This window comes from Polystyrenella longa (genome assembly GCF_007750395.1).
In the GTDB taxonomy this organism is placed as follows: domain Bacteria; phylum Planctomycetota; class Planctomycetia; order Planctomycetales; family Planctomycetaceae; genus Polystyrenella; species Polystyrenella longa.
On sequence record NZ_CP036281.1, the window covers coordinates 193,307 to 210,657 of the forward strand.

General features: G+C 48.3%; 11 protein-coding genes and 2 tRNA genes. 8 read left to right on the forward strand and 5 right to left on the reverse strand.

The window, feature by feature from the left end:
* Nucleotides 1-245 precede the first annotated feature (245 nt).
* Complete coding sequence (locus tag Pla110_RS00730) at nt 246-1,043, forward strand: carbohydrate-binding family 9-like protein (protein ID WP_197440417.1); 798 nt, start codon at nt 246-248, stop codon at nt 1,041-1,043.
* A gap of 42 nt (nt 1,044-1,085) precedes the next feature.
* Here Pla110_RS00730 and Pla110_RS00735 read toward each other — a convergent pair whose 3' ends face one another.
* On the reverse strand, nt 1,086-2,522 hold the full coding sequence (locus tag Pla110_RS00735) for a tetratricopeptide repeat protein (RefSeq protein ID WP_144992198.1): 1,437 nt from the start codon (nt 2,520-2,522) through the stop codon (nt 1,086-1,088).
* Nucleotides 2,523-2,735: 213 nt separating this feature from the next.
* Here Pla110_RS00735 and mobA point away from each other — a divergent pair, with 213 nt between their 5' ends.
* The gene (gene mobA, locus Pla110_RS00740) at nt 2,736-3,341 is read left to right on the forward strand and encodes a molybdenum cofactor guanylyltransferase (protein ID WP_144992200.1); all 606 of its coding nucleotides are present in this window, start codon (nt 2,736-2,738) and stop codon (nt 3,339-3,341) included.
* Between the two features lie 145 nt (nt 3,342-3,486).
* Here the strand turns inward: mobA and Pla110_RS00745 are convergent, their stop codons facing one another.
* On the reverse strand, nt 3,487-3,999 hold the full coding sequence (locus Pla110_RS00745) for a GNAT family N-acetyltransferase (protein ID WP_197440419.1): 513 nt from the start codon (nt 3,997-3,999) through the stop codon (nt 3,487-3,489).
* Nucleotides 4,000-4,391: 392 nt separating this feature from the next.
* Here Pla110_RS00745 and Pla110_RS00750 point away from each other — a divergent pair.
* The 4 genes from Pla110_RS00750 (at nt 4,392) to Pla110_RS00760 (ending at nt 9,552) form a co-directional block, all read left to right on the forward strand.
* Nucleotides 4,392-4,464, forward strand: a tRNA-Glu gene (locus Pla110_RS00750).
* Nucleotides 4,465-4,486: 22 nt separating this feature from the next.
* Nucleotides 4,487-4,559 (forward strand) — tRNA-Lys (locus Pla110_RS22485).
* 535 nt (nt 4,560-5,094) lie between these two features.
* A complete protein-coding gene (locus tag Pla110_RS00755) occupies nt 5,095-5,694 on the forward strand; it encodes an RNA polymerase sigma factor (RefSeq protein WP_144992202.1) in 600 nt (199 codons plus the stop codon).
* Between the two features lie 210 nt (nt 5,695-5,904).
* On the forward strand, nt 5,905-9,552 hold the full coding sequence (locus tag Pla110_RS00760) for a protein kinase domain-containing protein (protein WP_144992217.1): 3,648 nt from the start codon (nt 5,905-5,907) through the stop codon (nt 9,550-9,552).
* Nucleotides 9,553-9,939: 387 nt separating this feature from the next.
* Here the strand turns inward: Pla110_RS00760 and Pla110_RS00765 are convergent, their stop codons facing one another.
* The 3 genes from Pla110_RS00765 to Pla110_RS00775 form a co-directional block, all read right to left on the reverse strand.
* Complete coding sequence (locus tag Pla110_RS00765) at nt 9,940-11,418, reverse strand: glycoside hydrolase family protein (protein WP_144992219.1); 1,479 nt, start codon at nt 11,416-11,418, stop codon at nt 9,940-9,942.
* Between the two features lie 312 nt (nt 11,419-11,730).
* The gene (locus tag Pla110_RS00770) at nt 11,731-12,285 is read right to left on the reverse strand and encodes a hypothetical protein (protein ID WP_144992221.1); all 555 of its coding nucleotides are present in this window, start codon (nt 12,283-12,285) and stop codon (nt 11,731-11,733) included.
* A gap of 149 nt (nt 12,286-12,434) precedes the next feature.
* On the reverse strand, nt 12,435-12,857 hold the full coding sequence (locus tag Pla110_RS00775) for a hypothetical protein (RefSeq protein WP_144992223.1): 423 nt from the start codon (nt 12,855-12,857) through the stop codon (nt 12,435-12,437).
* Nucleotides 12,858-13,773: 916 nt separating this feature from the next.
* Between Pla110_RS00775 and Pla110_RS00780 the strand changes: the two genes are divergently transcribed.
* A complete protein-coding gene (locus Pla110_RS00780; RefSeq protein WP_144992225.1) occupies nt 13,774-16,305 on the forward strand; it encodes a hypothetical protein in 2,532 nt (843 codons plus the stop codon).
* Nucleotides 16,306-16,592: 287 nt separating this feature from the next.
* Nucleotides 16,593-17,348 (forward strand): DUF4328 domain-containing protein, encoded by a 756-nt coding sequence (locus tag Pla110_RS00785; RefSeq protein ID WP_144992227.1) that lies wholly within the window; start codon nt 16,593-16,595, stop codon nt 17,346-17,348.
* Nucleotides 17,349-17,351 lie beyond the last annotated feature (3 nt).

A 17,351-nucleotide genomic window follows, 5' to 3' on the forward strand; every position in this document is an offset into this window, starting at 1 on the left:
AATAGAATGGGGCAATGAGTAGAGGATTCGGCGCCGAAATCGTTGATGTTAAACAGGTTTTCTCAATTTTGACGTCGAGTTTCGATGTATCGGATGGCGGCGGTTCCGGTGCGAATAATATCCTTGAGTATGGAGTTTCCTCGCCGGGCAGGGGTAAACTAAATAGAACATGCAGGGTAAGTGGGCGGTTTCTCCTCGCTTCGTTCCCCGTTCGATTCTGGACCTTCTGTTTGATGGGCGACAATATGATTCATTCCACTGCTAACTTTCGACCCCACTTTGTTATGAGTTTCGGGGCGGTTTTCTCGCTCTTCCTGTTACAGGCTGGAACGCCGCCGGTATATGGGGACGATAAAGCGAAAACAGATTCTCTGCCCGAGTACACGATCAAGCGAACGACGGCTCCGATCAAAATCGACGGCAAGCTGGACGAGTCAGATTGGTCCGCGGCGGAATCGGTTGGGGATTTTGAGTTCGCCTGGTACGAGTCCGGAAAGAAAGAGCAGACGATCGCCAAAATGTTGTGGGACGATCAATACCTGTACGTCGCCTATCGCTGTGAAGATGCCCATATCTCGGCGACGCGAACAGAGCGGGGCAGCTCGGTCTGGTTCGACGACTGCGTGGAAGTCTTTACGGCACCCAATGTGGATGACGGAGAGAATTACTTTAACATCGAGATGAACGTGAACACGGCGTTTCTGGAAGGGCACCATCCCGAAGGTTTAGGCTCCAAGTCGAAAGAACGCTGGCGGTGTGAGGGGATTCAAATCCAGACGACCGTCGACGGTACATTAAACGACGATACCGATACTGACTCTCATTGGATCCTGGAAGCGGCGATTCCGTTCGCTGCTTTTGCTCATGTGGCAAAGCATACGCCGCCTGAACCGGGCGATATCTGGCGACTCAATTTAAACCGTCTGGGTGGAGAGACGAACCAGCAGTACAGCCAGTGGTCTCCCAGTACGACGAAGGAACCGCAGTTTCATTCGCCCGGTGATTTCGGACGCGTTCACTATTCAGCAGATGAGGTTCGCTAACTTCGATGTTGGGGAATTTCAACTTGCAGGATGCAGTCCCATTTATTCCTGTTTGATCATTGCGGGATCTAATAAGGGGGCCGTCTGCGGCTCGCCCTCTTCCACAATGTTCTCGATGTTGTCAACGGAATTCGCTTTCTCTTTCCAAATCTTCGCTTCAGCCTGTTGCCCATTTGACTCAAGTTCGGTGGCGTACTTTTCAAAAGCGATGGCAACCTGCTCATCAACACGTCCAGTCAGGGCGTAAGCGTTACTGGCTTCCGCAAACTGCTCAAGTTCGTAGTGAGCGTCCGCTTTCAAAGAGAGGGCCTCGCGGTTTTCGGGATCGATTCGCAATGCATCCATGCAGTCGATGACGGTCTGCTCGTAGTTTTCCTTCTTGAAGTAAAACTCGGCCTTGCTGATGAAGGCGGCGACGTTGTGTGGTTCCGCCTTAGTTGCCTGCTCGTAGTTGGTCAGAGCGAGCTGAGTGTACTCTTCACCCGTCTGAGATTCGAACAGAGCGGCACGGGCGAGATAGTTTTTGGAATTCTGTGGTGACTGCTGAATCTGTCGGTTCAACTGGCTGAGTTGCGTCAACCACGCGGTACGTTTTTGATCCTGTTCTGCTTCGGCCTGTTTGTTCTCCATCTTGGAGTAGGTCGTCATACGGTGTTTGAAATACTGTGGATTGTTGGGGCTTAATTCGATCGCTTTGCTGAAGTCAGCAATCGCTTTTTCAAAATCACGTTTATGATAATAAACAAGACCGCGATTATTGTAGATATTTGCCCGGTCTTTCTCAGGACCTTTTTCGAGGACTTCTTCGTAAACCGCGAGCGCCTGGTCGTAATGTTCGCCCTGATAGAAGGTGAATCCTTTGTTGCTCAGTGCATCATGATAATCGGGATCAAGTTTTAAAGCGGTGTCCAGGTCTTGAACGGCCGCGTCAAACTTCTTCTCCGCGATATGCACCAGGGCCCGGTTGTTGAACGGGACAGCGTACTGTTCGTCGAGACTGATGGCACGATTAAATTGCGCCTTGGCCAATTGCAGTAGGTTTCGTTTCAAATAGTGGTAGCCGAGTTGATTTACATACTGGGCATTCGTGGGATTAAGTTGGATCGCCACGGAGTAATCGGCAATGGCCCCGCTGGCTTGTCCGAGGGCATCCAGCAATTTACCCCGTTCAAAAAAGGCATTGCTGTTGCCTGGCGCGGACGCAATGGCCAGATTCATTCGTTGTAAACCGTCTCGCAATCGACCTGCTTTGATCTGGACGAGGGCTTCTTCTACGTGTTGGTTGGAAAGATTAACCGATTCGGCATCACTTCCGCCGAGCGAAAGTAGCCCCGGTTCTGCCCTTTCACTGTTATACTCCGCGACCTTGTTTGAGGGTGAAGCCGAATCCCGATTGGCTTCGGGAGGAGCGGACGACTCTGAACTGCAACCAATCAGGCTGAATCCCAGAAACAAAATTCCCCACGTACTTCCCCGCATTGTCCCACTCCATTTACAATGATGTCAGCCGAGGCATTCGGCTGAACGACAGTGAATCCATTCCAGTCGTTGAAAATCGACATCCGGCGTTTACACCCGATTTCGTCGATATTGTTGTGGCTTGTAAAATTCTCAGCCGATTGAGTCAAGACAACTTTGTTTTCCCGTGAGGGCCAGGTTTCCTGGATTACCTATAGTGAAAGGGTGGAGGCAATGTTGGCTGGAATCATCCTTGCAGGCGGCCAAAGCAAAAGGATGGGAAAGGAAAAAGCGTGGCTCCCCTTCGGGCCACCGCCCGGCACGATGTTGACCGAAGTCGTGGGAGTCGTTTTAGAGGTATGCGATCCTGTGGTCGTGGTTGCTGCCCCAGACCAGTCGCTGCCGGAACTGCCCGCTTCAATTCAAATCGTGCGAGACCCCGTACCAGAACAGGGCCCCCTTGCTGCTTTGGTCACCGGACTAAAAGCACTTCCCGAATCGAGTGCAACTGTCTTCGTCTGTAGTTGTGATATACCGTTGTTACAAGCGAGCTTTATCAGTGGCCTGAAAACTCATCTAAAAGCAGGTGATGACTTTGTTGTTCCCCGCGACAGGCAAGGTCGCCATCCATTGGCGGCCATTTATCGTCGGCTTGTTCTGCCGGACGCGAAACGATTACTAGCAGACGGAAAACGATCGCTGCAACGGTTACTGGATGAAGTGACAGGGGAAGAGGTCACTGGCGAGCAACTTCAGGAACTTGATCCAAAACAGACGAACCTGCTGAATGTGAATACGCTAGAAGAGTACGAGCGGGCCGTCAGACTATACCGGAGATAAAGGGTGGCCCGGACAATCTCATAGAGTTGCCCGGGTTGCGAAGCAAGACTAACGCGAGGAACTGAATTGAGTTTTAACCGCTAGCTGAGGGTGAATGGAAGGCTCACATTCTTTCCACGCATGACGGCGAATTCTAAAGCGTTCTTTAGTCACCGAAGTATGCAGGGTTATATTCTACTTCACCGTTAGGCGTTCCTTCTTTAAAGGAGATCGTCATGAAGTACTCCTGTGGAAATCCCGGCACTTGCAACATCGTTGAATGCGAGAAACCAAAACGGCGATAGTATTCCGGGTCGCCCAGCAAGACACATCCCTTCGCCTGAAGTTCTGATTGAAGTGTTGCCAGTCCCACTCGAATCAATTCAGATCCAACACCTTTCCGTTGATAAGCGGGCGATACAGCGACCGGCCCGAGACCGTACCAATCACAAAGTTCGTCGTTGATTTTGACTGGCGAGAACGCGATATGCCCGATCAACTGGTGCTCGCGTTCCGCGACGAGTGACAAACTGAGCGAGTTGCTCTCCCGCAGTCGTTGCACAATCAGGTGTTCTGTCTGGTCACTATGCGGGTGGTCGCGGAAGGCGCCTTCTATGAGAGAGCTGATAAATGCTTCGTCGCCCGGTTGCTCGCGGCGGATCGTGAACATGTTCGTCATCGATTTCTCTCCACGAAAATCTTGAAAAAGTGTGAACCCTTCTCGCCTGACTGCGTCTAACAGACCAGTAACATAGTTAATGGACCCAAACTTCCAATACAAAATCACCGAAGAGATCTTCACTTCACTTAAATAGATCAACTCATGAACCAGCTCCTTCTTACAAACGAACAGAACATCGGACAACTCGCTAATGCAGGCGGGAATATGTTGGATGGGAAGGATGCGTACCACTAACGACCACTTTTAGCTGCCTCAATAAAAGGCCCGGTGTCGTTCGCGATACCGGGTCTTTTTTCGTTCTTCGGGCAGTCTTCGCTCTGTTGTGACCGGTCATGGAAGACAGAAATAACAAACACAAAATCAATATATTATGAGCGACTTACTAACTCGGCTCGTTCGTCTAGCGGTAAAGGATTCCACTCTTTCACGGTGGAGACATGGGTTCGAATACCATACGAGTCATTCCAATAAGATTTCGATTAAAGGGATCAAGGTGTTAGCGGCAGCATTGCCGGTTCTTACCCGGTCAGGTCAGGGTTCAAGTCCCTGTGGTCCCATTCACTTATTTTATCTGAGTCGCCTCAATTTCTGTTTAACATTGACACAGAGAATCGCTAACATGAAGAAGCCCTTGAATATTCTGTGGTAACCTTCAGCCTCGAAAAGAACATTATCTGTAATCGAATATTCTATTAGCATGCGAATTAATGCCCGGTCGAACCTTGAGGATTAGCACTTCCTGGTGGACTTGAATCTTGGTACCAGAGACTTCATGTTTGAATTCACCGAGAGGGTCTTCACCTCCGCAGAATATCTTTGAGTCATTTCATGAGAGCGAAGCGACGCAATCTAAACGCAGGAGCGTAACTCGTAAACTAGATACTTTTGACGCGATTCCACTTCCGCCCTCCTATATTTAGGAAGAGTTGCAAAACATGTCTTAGATCAGTTTCAGTACATGCCTTATGTTTATTCTCTATATACCAGGAATCTAGTTATAGGGAGGGGATTGACCTTTAGTGATTCGAAGCGAACCGAGCTGAGTGTTGACTTATCCAGACGTTGCCCATTTTATAATAATCTGAACTCGATATGCCGCTCACCGATTCTCAGTTTGTTTTTCCTGGCTCCACAGACAGCCGATTGATTCAAGGTGCAAAAGATCTTGACGCCAATTCCTGGAAAACACTCGTCGAAGACTATGGGCCCATGATTTATCAGATCGCGAGAAGATCAGGACTACAGCCCACCGACGCTTCTGATGTTGCTCAAACAGTTCTTGTGGAACTCACGAAAAGCCTGCATAAGTTTGATCGAAAAAACAGAGGATCATTTCGCCGTTGGTTGAAGGTGATTACCCGTAATAAAGTGATTGATTTCTGGCGGCGACAAGACACTCCACCTCAGGCATTACATGTAAACGATATTCCTGCCGTTCAGACTCCTGTGTATTCAGATGAGGTGACTCTGAATGACCGGCAAATGCAATTGCTCGACATCCTTTCACAAGTCCGTCGTGTCGTCTCTGAGCAGACTTGGCAAGCGTTCGAAATGATGCAGTCTGGTTTGGAAACCTCTGAGTCAATCGGTAAAAGACTGGGGATTTCCGCCGATGCGGTTCGAATGGCGAAGCGGAGAGTTCTCTTGCAAATCGAATTACTACTCAAACAAGATGACAAAGAGAGTCTCTAAACAGAGTCGTCTCATTTCATCCGAGGACATCCAATTCATAACCCAGCATTGGTACTCGTGATCGGCAGAGCGATCCCCGCAAGCAACAGTCGCTTCGCGACAGGTCGACGCTCAAAAAAAGTTGCGTAACACGGCGTTACAGCAATTCGTTTCCCTGATTGCCCGTTACGTTTCTTCTACGAATTCTTCTTTGTTTTATCGATCAATCCAATGAGTTGCTCCGAAACCCATCGATTAGAGTTGCTCGAAAATGAGCCACTCTCTGGAAATCTCATTACAGAGCTATTGGAGCACATTTCTTCCTGTGAGGAGTGCTTTCAACAGCTTCAGCAAAACCGTTTTTTGCTGTTTGATTCCGAGGAGGCCAATGCGGAACTTAAGGCAGTTCTGGAATTGGAAAAACTGAGTGAAGAAGTGGAATGTAAAAGCCTTCTTGCCAGAATGAAGGATCAACGGCCTGAGCATCCCGGCACTTCCTCATCGACATTACGGGGATCACTCCCTCCGGGGACGATTCTTGATGATTTTCAACTCACAAGAATAATTGCTTGCGGAGGGATGGGAATTGTCTATGAGGCCGTGCAGCTCTCCCTGGATCGAACAGTCGCACTGAAAGTGCTCTCCTCCTTGGGACCGGCGACAGAATTGCAAATTCAACGATTCAAGAATGAAGCACTCGTGGTGGGTAGCCTGGATCATTCAAATATCATTCCCATTCTGGCTTTCGGGACAGTCGACGGAATTCACTTTCTGGTCATGAATTATATTGAAGGCTGTAATCTGGCACGCTTGATCAAAGCCATCGACTCCTCCACCGAGAGCGGAATGACAGGCATTGATACGACGGAGCAATACGAGTCGGATAGGGTCGACTCAGATCAAAACCAGCTCAGAGATTTCGATGACGAGTTTTCTATCAACGACGGCAATAGCCACGAAATGGAAAGAGCAAAAGACCGTCGGTTTGTCGATCAATTAGAACTGGAGAATACGAAGACGAAAGTCTATGTCGACAGGATGGTCAGGCAATTCGTCAAAGTCATTGAGGCGCTGCAATACGCTCATTCAAGGGGGATCATCCATCGTGACATAAAACCTTCGAATTTGATTCTCGACGAATCAGGCAAACTGTGGGTGGGTGACTTTGGCGTTGCCAAGCTCGATATGGCGGCAACCATCACCAAATCCAACATTCTGATCGGAACGCCACGTTACATGAGTCCGGAGCAGGCTTTGGGGAACAGAGCTGCTGTAGATTACCGGGCGGATATCTATGGAATGGGAGTCACTCTTTACGAAACGTTGACGCTCCAACCCTTCTTTGAAGCAACCTCCATCGAGGAGGTGATCCATAGCATTATCAATGTCGTCCCGACAGCGCCGACAACACTGAATCCGGCGATCTCAACGGATCTGGAAACAATTATTCTGAAAGCGACGGCCAAAGAAGCTCGAGACCGCTACAGTTCCGCTCTCTCGTTTGCAAACGATCTCCAGAATTATCTCGACAACAAACCCATCATGGCTTCCCGGCCTACCGTGCTGTCCCGCATCCGTAAATGGACAAAAAGAAATAAGTTGATCGCCACTATCTCGTCTCTGCTGTTTCTTGCGATCACTTTTCTTGCGATCACGATGACCGTTTACAGCTACCGAATCTCGGAAGTGAACCATAACCTGCGAATCGCTGAGGCTGATTCCAGAAAAGCCTACGAGAAAGTCGCCGCTGCGTTGGATGACTCCTCTGAGAAGAACTACCTGATGAGCGTGATGCTGGCCAGCGATGCGTCGAAAAAGCACGATTCAACACGAGTGAATGCATTGCTGGAACCATTCATTCCTAAAGAAGGACAGAAAGATATTCGGGGACTGGAATGGTACGCCGTCAATAATGATACCTTGCCTATCACCGACGATCTCAAGGTGTCGCAATCTGCTCTGTATGCAATCGACATCAGCCCCGACGGTTCAGTCGTGGCTGTTGCAGGCGCCGCTTCCATTATCCATTTCGTGGATGTGGCCAGCATGCAGGTTATCGACACACTCGACACGGAACAGACCGAAGTGAACAGCCTGGACTTTTCCAGCGACGGAACTCACATCGTTTCAGCCGGCGACGACCGCACTCTTCGAATCTGGGACGTGCAAACCAAGGAACTGCTCCAGACGATTACGACCTATCCCGATCCGGAACCCGGCGGGGTTAAGTACATTGCCGTGGGAGTGAAATACACACCCGACAACCAATTTCTGATTTCCTCAGCAAACGATAAAAAGTTGAAAAAATGGTCCATCCCATCAGGAGAACAAGTTGGCGAGTTTGTCGGACATGATGATGATACGCGAGCATTTGATATTTCCCGCGACGGAAAATATCTCGTTACGGGCAGCTTTGACAGGACAGTTAGGATGTGGGAAATGGAGTCCCAGAAAGAGATAAATATTGTGGGTATTCCTGAGGTAGACGGAACAACAAACCTAAGTATCCAGTCGGTCTCGTTTTCCCTGGATGGAAAGGCGGTCGTTGTAGGCACCAAGAATGCCGGAGTATGCCAGTGGGAATGGCGACAGGACACTCTGCGAATAATAGGAGTCCATAAGGATCCTGTAAGTTTCGTCTGCTACTCGAACTATCAACAAGAAGTATTCGCCTGCGACCGAAGTGGAGCGGTCAAAATCTGGAATGTAGGCTCAGACACTCTTCCCAATCAGGCGTTACGGTTAACTCCTCTTGATTCACGCCAAGTCCACACCGGACGAATTTATGCAGCTTGTCTGACCATCGATGGTTCAAAGTTATTAAGCGTGGGAGAAGATGGGTGTGTAAAAGGTGTGGAACTTGTGGCAAAAAATGTAAACTCGAAAATCAGTGAATATCGTGCGATTACAACCTATGCCCATTCGCCAGAAAGTGAGCGATTAGTTGTTATTCTGAATGACGGGAAGGTGGTACATGGATTTGAAAACCGGGAGGGGAAAATCACTCGCATATGGAGGGTTGTCAGAAATGGAGTGTCGGCCGCATGTTACGCGAAGGGCAGCGACGTACTAATTACGGCTTATGGAACAGGAGAAGTGCTCGCAAACCACTGGAGGTTAAACGGCAGGAGCTATAGGGAGTTCGCAAGATGGAAACTGCCCTTCGAGGGGAGACCGACCTACATCAATTATTCTGATAAATGCGGGAGCATGTTGGTAGATAACGAGAAGCATGATATTTATTTATATAAATTACTTCTTCCACCGTCAGGGAAAGTCCCTGCCGAACTCGTGCAGATCTCTAAACATCGAGGCTTTCATACCATTTTAGCTCCGGACGAAATGACATTTGCGTTCGTTGACAATGATGTGGTGTATGTTTGCAGTGCCAATTCGGGAGAGGTCATTCATCAATTAAATGCGGGAATCGAAAGTGGGGTTAACTGTATAGCTTATTCACCAACTTCGCCTCGCCTCTACATAGCAGATGGCACACGCGCACTACATGTCTGGGATTTCCAGAAATCCGACTCAGCTGAGTTCATCGTGCGTCATGATTCTTCTGTATCCTCGCTGGCTCTCTCCCCAGATGACAAAACATTACTGATTTCCGGTCTGAACAGCACATTATCCTTCTATAGCCTTCAAGGAAGAATACAATTGCACCAGATTTCTTATCCAATGCTACGACAAATGGAATGGATGAAATCGGGGCAGCTATTGGCTTTCGCAAAGACGCCAGCGAATGCCACGCGGAATATCAAGGGCCACAAACATGATTTCGGTTACCTGCAAACACTTAGCTTTGGCGAAGAATGGGAACGTCAGTTTAACGAATTTGCAACTTCGTTACCCGATGAACAACCTGAAACGAAATAGTTCCGGACGGCATCACTCCACTGCGTTTGACTCACATCAGCCTCCTATTGCGGAGTAGACAGAGGAGACCAGAATCCAACTCATCTCTTGGCCCGTGCTCTGATCCGTCCGCCGGAACCTACTAGCTGAGAATGAAGCAAGTCATGCTACGCAAAGCAATCAGTACTAGTACGCCCCTCTTCTTATTCACCAAGGATCGCCAGCATCGGCTAACTTTCTCGAGTTCACTCCTGATAGGAAGATCTCAGGTTCGAATTGCATGTCCGATCCACGGTAGCGTTAACTTCAGATTTCACGCTGCATTGCCCTTAACGACTGTTTTGGGTCAGAAGATGACTTGCGAGTGGGGTTCGACTTTTTCTCTGCTTGAGGGTTCGATTGTCGTCTTTACTTCACTTGATACGGGTATCCCTGTTTGAATTGCAGTGAATACAGATTTGCGTTGGAAAGTTCGATTCGTAAACGGACGGGTTTCCCAGCATAAGCGGAAACATCACCATCAGTTTTCCAGAAGACTTGTTTCACATTCTTGCGACCGGAGACTGGTAAGCAGTCCTCAGCACGACGGTTTTTGAATGGCTGACCTTCAATGTCCAGAACGGCAACACGAACGTAGCCGTCATCATGTATCTCTGAGTTCAACTCCAGAGTGTTGCCTTCAAAGATCAGGGGCGGAGTTATGAAATATCCCCCCTTGGCATCAGCCTCGGCAGACACGAAGCGATCCAATGGAACAGTCACGCGGCTGAAGATTCTGCTGCCCGTGGGTTGCGTGAGATTCTCCAATTGACCTTCCGCATGATTCAGCTGCGAACCCCCATAATAGAGATACAGTTCGTCTTCGTGCCGAATCATTCCCTGGCCCATATAGAGCGAACCACTGTCGAATTCGCCTTCTTTTCCCAGTGGAATAAACGGCGTTTTCTGGTCAGGATAAGTCCACTTAATTCCGTCGCGGCTCACTGCCAGTCGAATATCGAGTGTTTGCGTATCATGCTGGAACAGGCTGGGGAACATGAAATAAACGCCGTCCGCGAACTGGTACTTGGTTGCGGCGGAATTATAAAGATCACTTTCTGGCGGATCATTGTCATCCGGGGCTAGAACCAACGAAAGATCGGGGAAGTGTTCGAAGTCTTCACTTTCGGCGCGGCCCAACGCGCGCCCCCGATGGGGAACTCGACCGTAAATGGAGTATTTCTTTTTGCTGTCGTCCCAGAAACCAGAGAATTGGCTGTCCGCGAATAAGTTGCAGATCGGTTTGGGATATCTAGTCCACTTAATTCCGTCCGGCGAATACATACCGGCGATTCTGTAATCGGGTGGAGTAGGAAACATTCCCTGAGAGATCGCTTTGTAGCGAGATTCCGGAGGCGCCGAGGAATCGATAAACACGCACGCTCCATGAACGCGCGAATGCGCCCCTTCCGGACCAATTTGCCTGAACAATACGTTGTTCGCCTTGCTGCCCTGGTATTCAAACAGCCCCAGTTCAGGCTTGGTCCAGTGAATACCATCTTTAGATTCGCAATAACAAAAAGAGGTGTCGTTAATGGTGGGCCAGCCTTCGACGTCGTAGCACTCATACCACATTCGATACACGCCATCGTCCTCAAGAAAACTAAACCAATTCAGAGTGGCGTTTTCCCACGGTCGATCTCGAACAAGGTTATGTTCACCCGTTTTATGAGCGGGATGCATTGCGAGATGAATGTTTTCACTCTGTTCAAAGAACAGGTCGTCAATCAGCAACTGTTTGTCACCACCGATATTCAGAGCCTGTTTTTCTGACACTTCCTCGGCCACGCACAGAGCAATCGTTAAGGTGAAATACAGTGAAGCTGTGACAAGAAAGAAGGATTTCATTAGCCGTCTGAACTCCAAGGTGAGGGCAACTTGACGTGAATTGTAGAGTATCGGCCTCAACTGTACGCCTTCAGAACAGGCTGAACAAGTGACGGGCTGCCGTTAGCAACCGGTTTGCCAGTGCGGCCGGGGCTCGATTCCCTCTCTGAGTTCTTTATTGAGTTGCTCAAAATTCTCGGTGATCCCGAGGACGTGAGGAGTTCAAGGTTATGAAAAGCTATAAAAACGAAGGCGGTTCCGAGTGGTGAACATGATGTGAAATCTCTGCATTTAGGAACCGCCTTCATTGTAACCTCATTCCGACAGCGCTCGTTAAGCTGAAGTCAGGAGTTGGTTTTCATGGACCTGAGTTCGGAGTAGGTCCACCATTGATGGATCAAAGAAATTTCCTGCGGGAAAGTGGAGTGGAATTTCATCGGTCATATCGAGCCCGCTTTTCCAATGGAGCCAGCGACCCCAACTCAATTGCGACGCCCAATGGTGCATCGCGTCACGCAATCGGATGACGGAAGGATGATCCTGCTCCTTGATTTCCTGAAGTGCGTTCTGTGCTCCTTGTGGAAGCTTCGCCAGCATGAGGGCCGTTACTAGATTCGCACGGTAGATAACCGGAAGTTCGGGCCGCATCCAAGTGCAACTGAGAGGAATGACGAGTGCCCGAAACAGGCTAAGAGCTTCGCGATGTCTCTCCATCCGCATGAGGCAGACGCCACGTGCGTTGCGGATTTCAGGAAGCGCAGTATTCTCTCCGTCAAGAAGATGGAAAGCCTCTTTATGTCGCCCGGCTTCGGACAAAGCGGAGACTCGCTGGATAAGATTCGGTGAAGTCTGATGAGATGATAATCTATTGTGAGAATGGTTATTCATGATATAGCTCGCTGCGGAGAGAAGAACTGCCGCATTAATCTCCTGTTGCCGGATACCTCTCGGGCGACAGAAAGCGCGCAGACTCTCTTGGAAAAAGGTGATGAAGATTGAACATCGAATAAATGAGTTATTGATTCATCTAACGAGGTTCATCGCAGCGATAACACCTGCAGCATTCGCAACGAAGGCCCTGAACCAACAGGAACCCCGTGGGGGCCATATGCGAAAAAGCGTTGGCTGGGGAGGGGGGCCAGAATCAGCGGCAGCAACGAGGTCGACAATTCGACCGGATCGTGGTTTGTTCCCGATTCCATCGACCGTAGAAGAGACGTTTCTTCCGTGGGAAGAATACAGAGGCAAGCTTGATCTCCCAATTGATTGAGGGGAGCAATGCCCAAATCGGTCGGGGACGCCTGGGATGGGACCATGGCGGCGGGCATCAATGAGATTGCCAGCAGCAATACCAGAGCCCGCAAGATGCGAAACGAATTAAAGCCCGAGTGCGCACAACGGCTTTCCCGGAAGGGGCCGGAGCCTTTGGCGAGATTCGATTGGACTTGAGCGTGTAACAAGCGATGAGCTCAGTTCAGAGGGAGAGGACGTCTTAGAAATCGTCGGAACTGAAGCTGCTTCGACGGTACTGTTCCAGAATTATAAATTCGATGAACTTGTTAGGGCAAGAGGAGAAATTCCTTCAAGAGCTGAATTCAGGGATTTCAATCAACGCGTCTATTAAGGGGCGGCCAGTACACTAGAAAAGGTTACACGATCTGACAATTAAGCAAGTCGTTAATTGAGGTCCAGATTCACGGTGAGCACGGAACCGAGAGGTGAAACCCAAACGGAAAAGGCCTCTCGTTGAATGGTCCTACTCAATGGACACACAACAAGGCAGACTTGACTCACCAGAGAGTTTCAGAATCGTTTAAAGATGAACAATTCCTGGCAATGAAGATCGGCAATGATACGATTTCAAGATCGTGGAACATTAAATAATTCACTGTTAGATTTGTGTGAAAATAAAAATACTCCCTGCTCAATGTTTTACATTTATAAGCTAGGTCGTTAATAAATCTCCAGCACGAAACCACAGATCCAATGGCTATCGTTTTGAAAAAGAGGCTTTGCTGACTAAATCACGTTACGCCAGTTCGTTCTTTAGTTGGAATGATGTTTGAAATCTATTTGATTGCGACTCTCCTCTTATCTGTGCCTAATTATAGAGACTTGGAATGATGTGCTAATGATGATGGCATACAAGCTTCAATAAGCCCATGTCGATTTGTCTGTTAAGAAGACTTAACAGGATACGACTCGATTGCAAGAATAATCAAATAATCAGATCTATTTTGTTGATTCTGATTTGAACCCGCGTAATTCAAAATAGACGCTTAAATTTTCCTTCCCGGGCTTTATCCCACCTAAGCCAAACCTGCAGCAACGCAGGTTGTCCGTTTATTACTTTTCCCCCGCCATAAGGACAACTCAATGATGTTCCAGCGAACCATTGCGGTGGTTGTGCGCGCACTTTTCCACTCCATGACGAATCAACGACGTAAATCAGCAAGTTTTCACTCACATAAAAATGATCTTGTTTCCTCAGGAATTGAAGCCTTAGAAACACGGCAGATGCTATCCGGTACGGGCCCGGTGGGTACCAGTCCCGACACAGATGTGTCATATCAACAGAACTTTGAAGAGAATACCGATGGCATCCAAATTGTGACGCCCGCAACTACCAGCGTCTTTGAAAAACTGGGTGACCACAGTTTGCAGTTCAATGATATTGGGCGAACGGGACTCTCGTTAGCGACTGTCGATCTGGCTTCAGAATTGCCGGAAACATTTCTTGTTTCCACTGAATTTGAAGCTGTTTCTGGGGCAGGACGCTGGACGGACGCTTTCATTATCTTTGATTATAAAAGCGAAACGGACTTCAAATTTGCTGGAACATTTGTCGGGCAAAATGAATGGGTTATCGGCCAGTATAGCGAACAGAACTTTCAGGACCGACGGGTCACTGTCGATTGGGATGATGACGATCGCCACATTCGAGCAAATCATGAATACCATATGGAAATCCTGGTATTTGGTTCGTCAGTGGAGCTATCTGTCGATGGCGAGTCGGTTGCCACCTATGACTTCGGCGAAGAACTGAATCAAAACCCCGTAGGACTTGCGTCATACTTCGCATTGACTCGTTTTGATAACCTGAATGTTGCCGTCCCCAGTGGAGCCGACTTCCCTCATTTTGAGGGATTCGATTATGGAGAAGCTACTGCTCTTGCCTCGAACACTCCTGAAAAAGTATCTGTCATCACTTCCGATTCGGAAGGCTACCTGAAACTCGATTCAACTGTCGGTGGAGGTTTGGGTCTCGCATCGTTAGAAATGTCTGCACCGCTTCCACTCAACTTTGATATCTCCGCCGAGATGATGTCGGTAAGCTCGCCAGGAAAATGGCATGACGGATTCGTGATTTTCGATTACGTCAGCGATACAGACTTTAAATATGCGGGTGCTTTTCACGGTCAGAATCAATGGGCGATTGGTCACTATGAAGGCAACTGGGGCAATCGAGAGCTGGTCGTCGATTGGGACGATCTTGGAAAAACAATCGATGTGGGAACTTCCTACGAAATCTTTCTCGACATCAATGATAATTCAGTAACCATGCGAGTCGGTCAGGAGCTGATTGGCACCGCCGAATTTGCAGAGAATCTGAACGGTGGGGATATTGGGCTCGCTTCTTTCAACGCGAATACTTGGTTCAAAAGTTTCCGTGTTCAAGATGTGATCATTGGCGCTTACGCGAATATTCCGATCTCTGAAGACTTCGAATCGGGGACTACGGGTGAACTGACCCCTGTAGGCACTACTACAGGGACTGTTTCCACTTACGATGACAGCCAAGTCTTAAAGCTGGATAATGCGAGCACTTCGGGTACAGAATTCGCCATTCTTCCGGTAGGAACTCCGCTTCCCCACAAATTTAATGTTTCTGCCGACTTGGTTTTTGAATCGGGTTCTGTTGCCCAAATGGATGGCTTCATCGTATTTGATTTCGTTGACGAACTGAATTACAAATACGCCGGACTTAAGACAGATCAAGTATGGGTCATTGGTGAAAGCGTTGATGGCGTGAACAATGAAGTGGAAAGCTATCTCTTTTCGAATGAAGCCCGCTTTGTCGATCAAGGACAGAAATATACATTTCATTTGGCAGTCAACGGTAATACAGCTGAACTGACTGTCAACGGAGAAACTCTAGTTACGGCAGACTTCGACTCCCCTGCATATAAAGGGACGGTCGGCTTAGCAGTCAGCAACGGAAGTACTCTGTTTGATAATTTCCAACTTGATGAGGCCATCGAAAAGGTCGTTGACTTTTCTCCCGACTATCGCGAAGACTTTCGTGTGACACTCGCTGGCCAATTTGATCACTACAACGAGCAACTCTGGGAAAAACAACGAATTGGTGGCGATTACTACAACACGGTTGATGGAACAGTCACGGGAGAATTAGGGGTGCTGATTCAACGCACACCGTATGAACTACCTGAAAACTTCTCGATCGGTACGACACTGGTTTCGCATTCACCGGGAATTGGAGAAGTGGTTGACCGCGAGTACAACGGGTTTGTCATCTTCGACTATGTCGACGAAACCGATTTCAAATATGCAGGTTTCCTTCCCGAAGCCGGTAAATGGATCATCGGTCACTACCTGGGTGATTTCGACACTCCAATCACTTCCGTAGATGCGAGTATAGAAACCGATGAAGAATACTCGATTGAACTTCGAGTGTATGGAGCGGAAGTCGAGTTGTTTGTCGGTGGGAGCCTGATGGCTTCTGCTGAGTTTGACAACGCTGTTAATGGTGGCGATACCGGTTTGGGAGCCAAAGGAGCCGAAACGAGCTTTGGCAATTTTCGACTCGATGAAATCGCTTCCTCCGTAGCAGTTCCTGCAGCCACAGATAGTGTGTTCGCAGAAGTAGGCGGCGGTCTATTGGACTAATAACTTCATTATTTCCAGAGCAGATAATGATCTGTTTAGCTTGAAAGACTGTGTTCAAAAATCAGTATTAAAATAATTGAACTGCCGCACTGCAGAAGTGCGGCAGTTTTTTTACGTCCTGGCGAAATTCGATGAGACCATTCGTTAACGTTAAAAAACGTGATTCATGTGTAGAATCTCGCCTCTATTTATTGCGTTGGGATTGATTTGTATGGTGAAATATCAACACGTTTCACAACTGCTTAACAATACCACTCTCTGCAGCGGGTCTGATTCAAGGATTCATAATGGCCAATCCTCGCAATTACACTTACAACGATATATCGAAGCTCACGACCTTCACCGTAGTCACAATCTTGATTCGTGCAGTAGGGGTATTGGTCATGTCCAGCCTCTCGGTTTACCATCTTATGCTGGTCGAGAATAAGGGGCAACTAGATTCACGGACTCTCGTCGTTGAGAATCTAGTGGTAGTGAGTGCGCTTTGCGTTTTATTACTGTTGTTGCTCAACTTTTTAGTGTATTTAGTTTGGATATACCGCGTTTGCAAAAATGCTCATGCCCTCTCTCTTAATCATCCGGTCCGATTCAGTCCCGGTTGGGCTGTAGGATGGTATTTTGTACCGATTGCCAACATCTTTAAGCCACCGCGTGTGATGGCGGCTATTTGGAGTAACAGTTCCCCAGATATCAGTAGAGAAGGTTCAGATGACTCAAACCAGACGATCAATCTCTGGTGGGCTTTATGGATTCTGACTAGCGTAGTGAATCAAGTATCAGCAAATGAAAACCTGGCAATATCGACACAGACCACGCTTACGATTGTGGCGTTGGGAATGGATTTATGTCTGTGCTACCTCTGGATCAACATCGTTCGGCAAGTTCAGTCGATGCAGCAAGAAAAGTTTGCGATCTATGATAATCTGAGCGTGACTTGTTCGGCATGCGGCGAACCTATTGTGAACTCGAAAGCGGCCAACTGCGAAATGTGTGGCGAGCCTGTTCCTGCATCCGCAACCACCGGAAGTGATTCGTTCTTATAGACG

Coding starts and splice junctions, on each gene's coding strand:
- Pla110_RS00755 (WP_144992202.1), top strand. CDS start 5,095: ATGCCGCTCACCGATTCTCAGTTTGTTTTTCCTGGCTCCACAGACAGC.
- Pla110_RS00760 (WP_144992217.1), top strand. CDS start 5,905: ATGAGTTGCTCCGAAACCCATCGATTAGAGTTGCTCGAAAATGAGCCA.
- Pla110_RS00735 (WP_144992198.1), bottom strand. CDS start 2,522: ATGCGGGGAAGTACGTGGGGAATTTTGTTTCTGGGATTCAGCCTGATT.
- Pla110_RS00745 (WP_197440419.1), bottom strand. CDS start 3,999: ATGACGAACATGTTCACGATCCGCCGCGAGCAACCGGGCGACGAAGCA.
- Pla110_RS00770 (WP_144992221.1), bottom strand. CDS start 12,285: ATGAATAACCATTCTCACAATAGATTATCATCTCATCAGACTTCACCG.
- Pla110_RS00780 (WP_144992225.1), top strand. CDS start 13,774: ATGATGTTCCAGCGAACCATTGCGGTGGTTGTGCGCGCACTTTTCCAC.
- Pla110_RS00785 (WP_144992227.1), top strand. CDS start 16,593: ATGGCCAATCCTCGCAATTACACTTACAACGATATATCGAAGCTCACG.
- Pla110_RS00730 (WP_197440417.1), top strand. CDS start 246: ATGATTCATTCCACTGCTAACTTTCGACCCCACTTTGTTATGAGTTTC.
- mobA (WP_144992200.1), top strand. CDS start 2,736: ATGTTGGCTGGAATCATCCTTGCAGGCGGCCAAAGCAAAAGGATGGGA.
- Pla110_RS00765 (WP_144992219.1), bottom strand. CDS start 11,418: ATGAAATCCTTCTTTCTTGTCACAGCTTCACTGTATTTCACCTTAACG.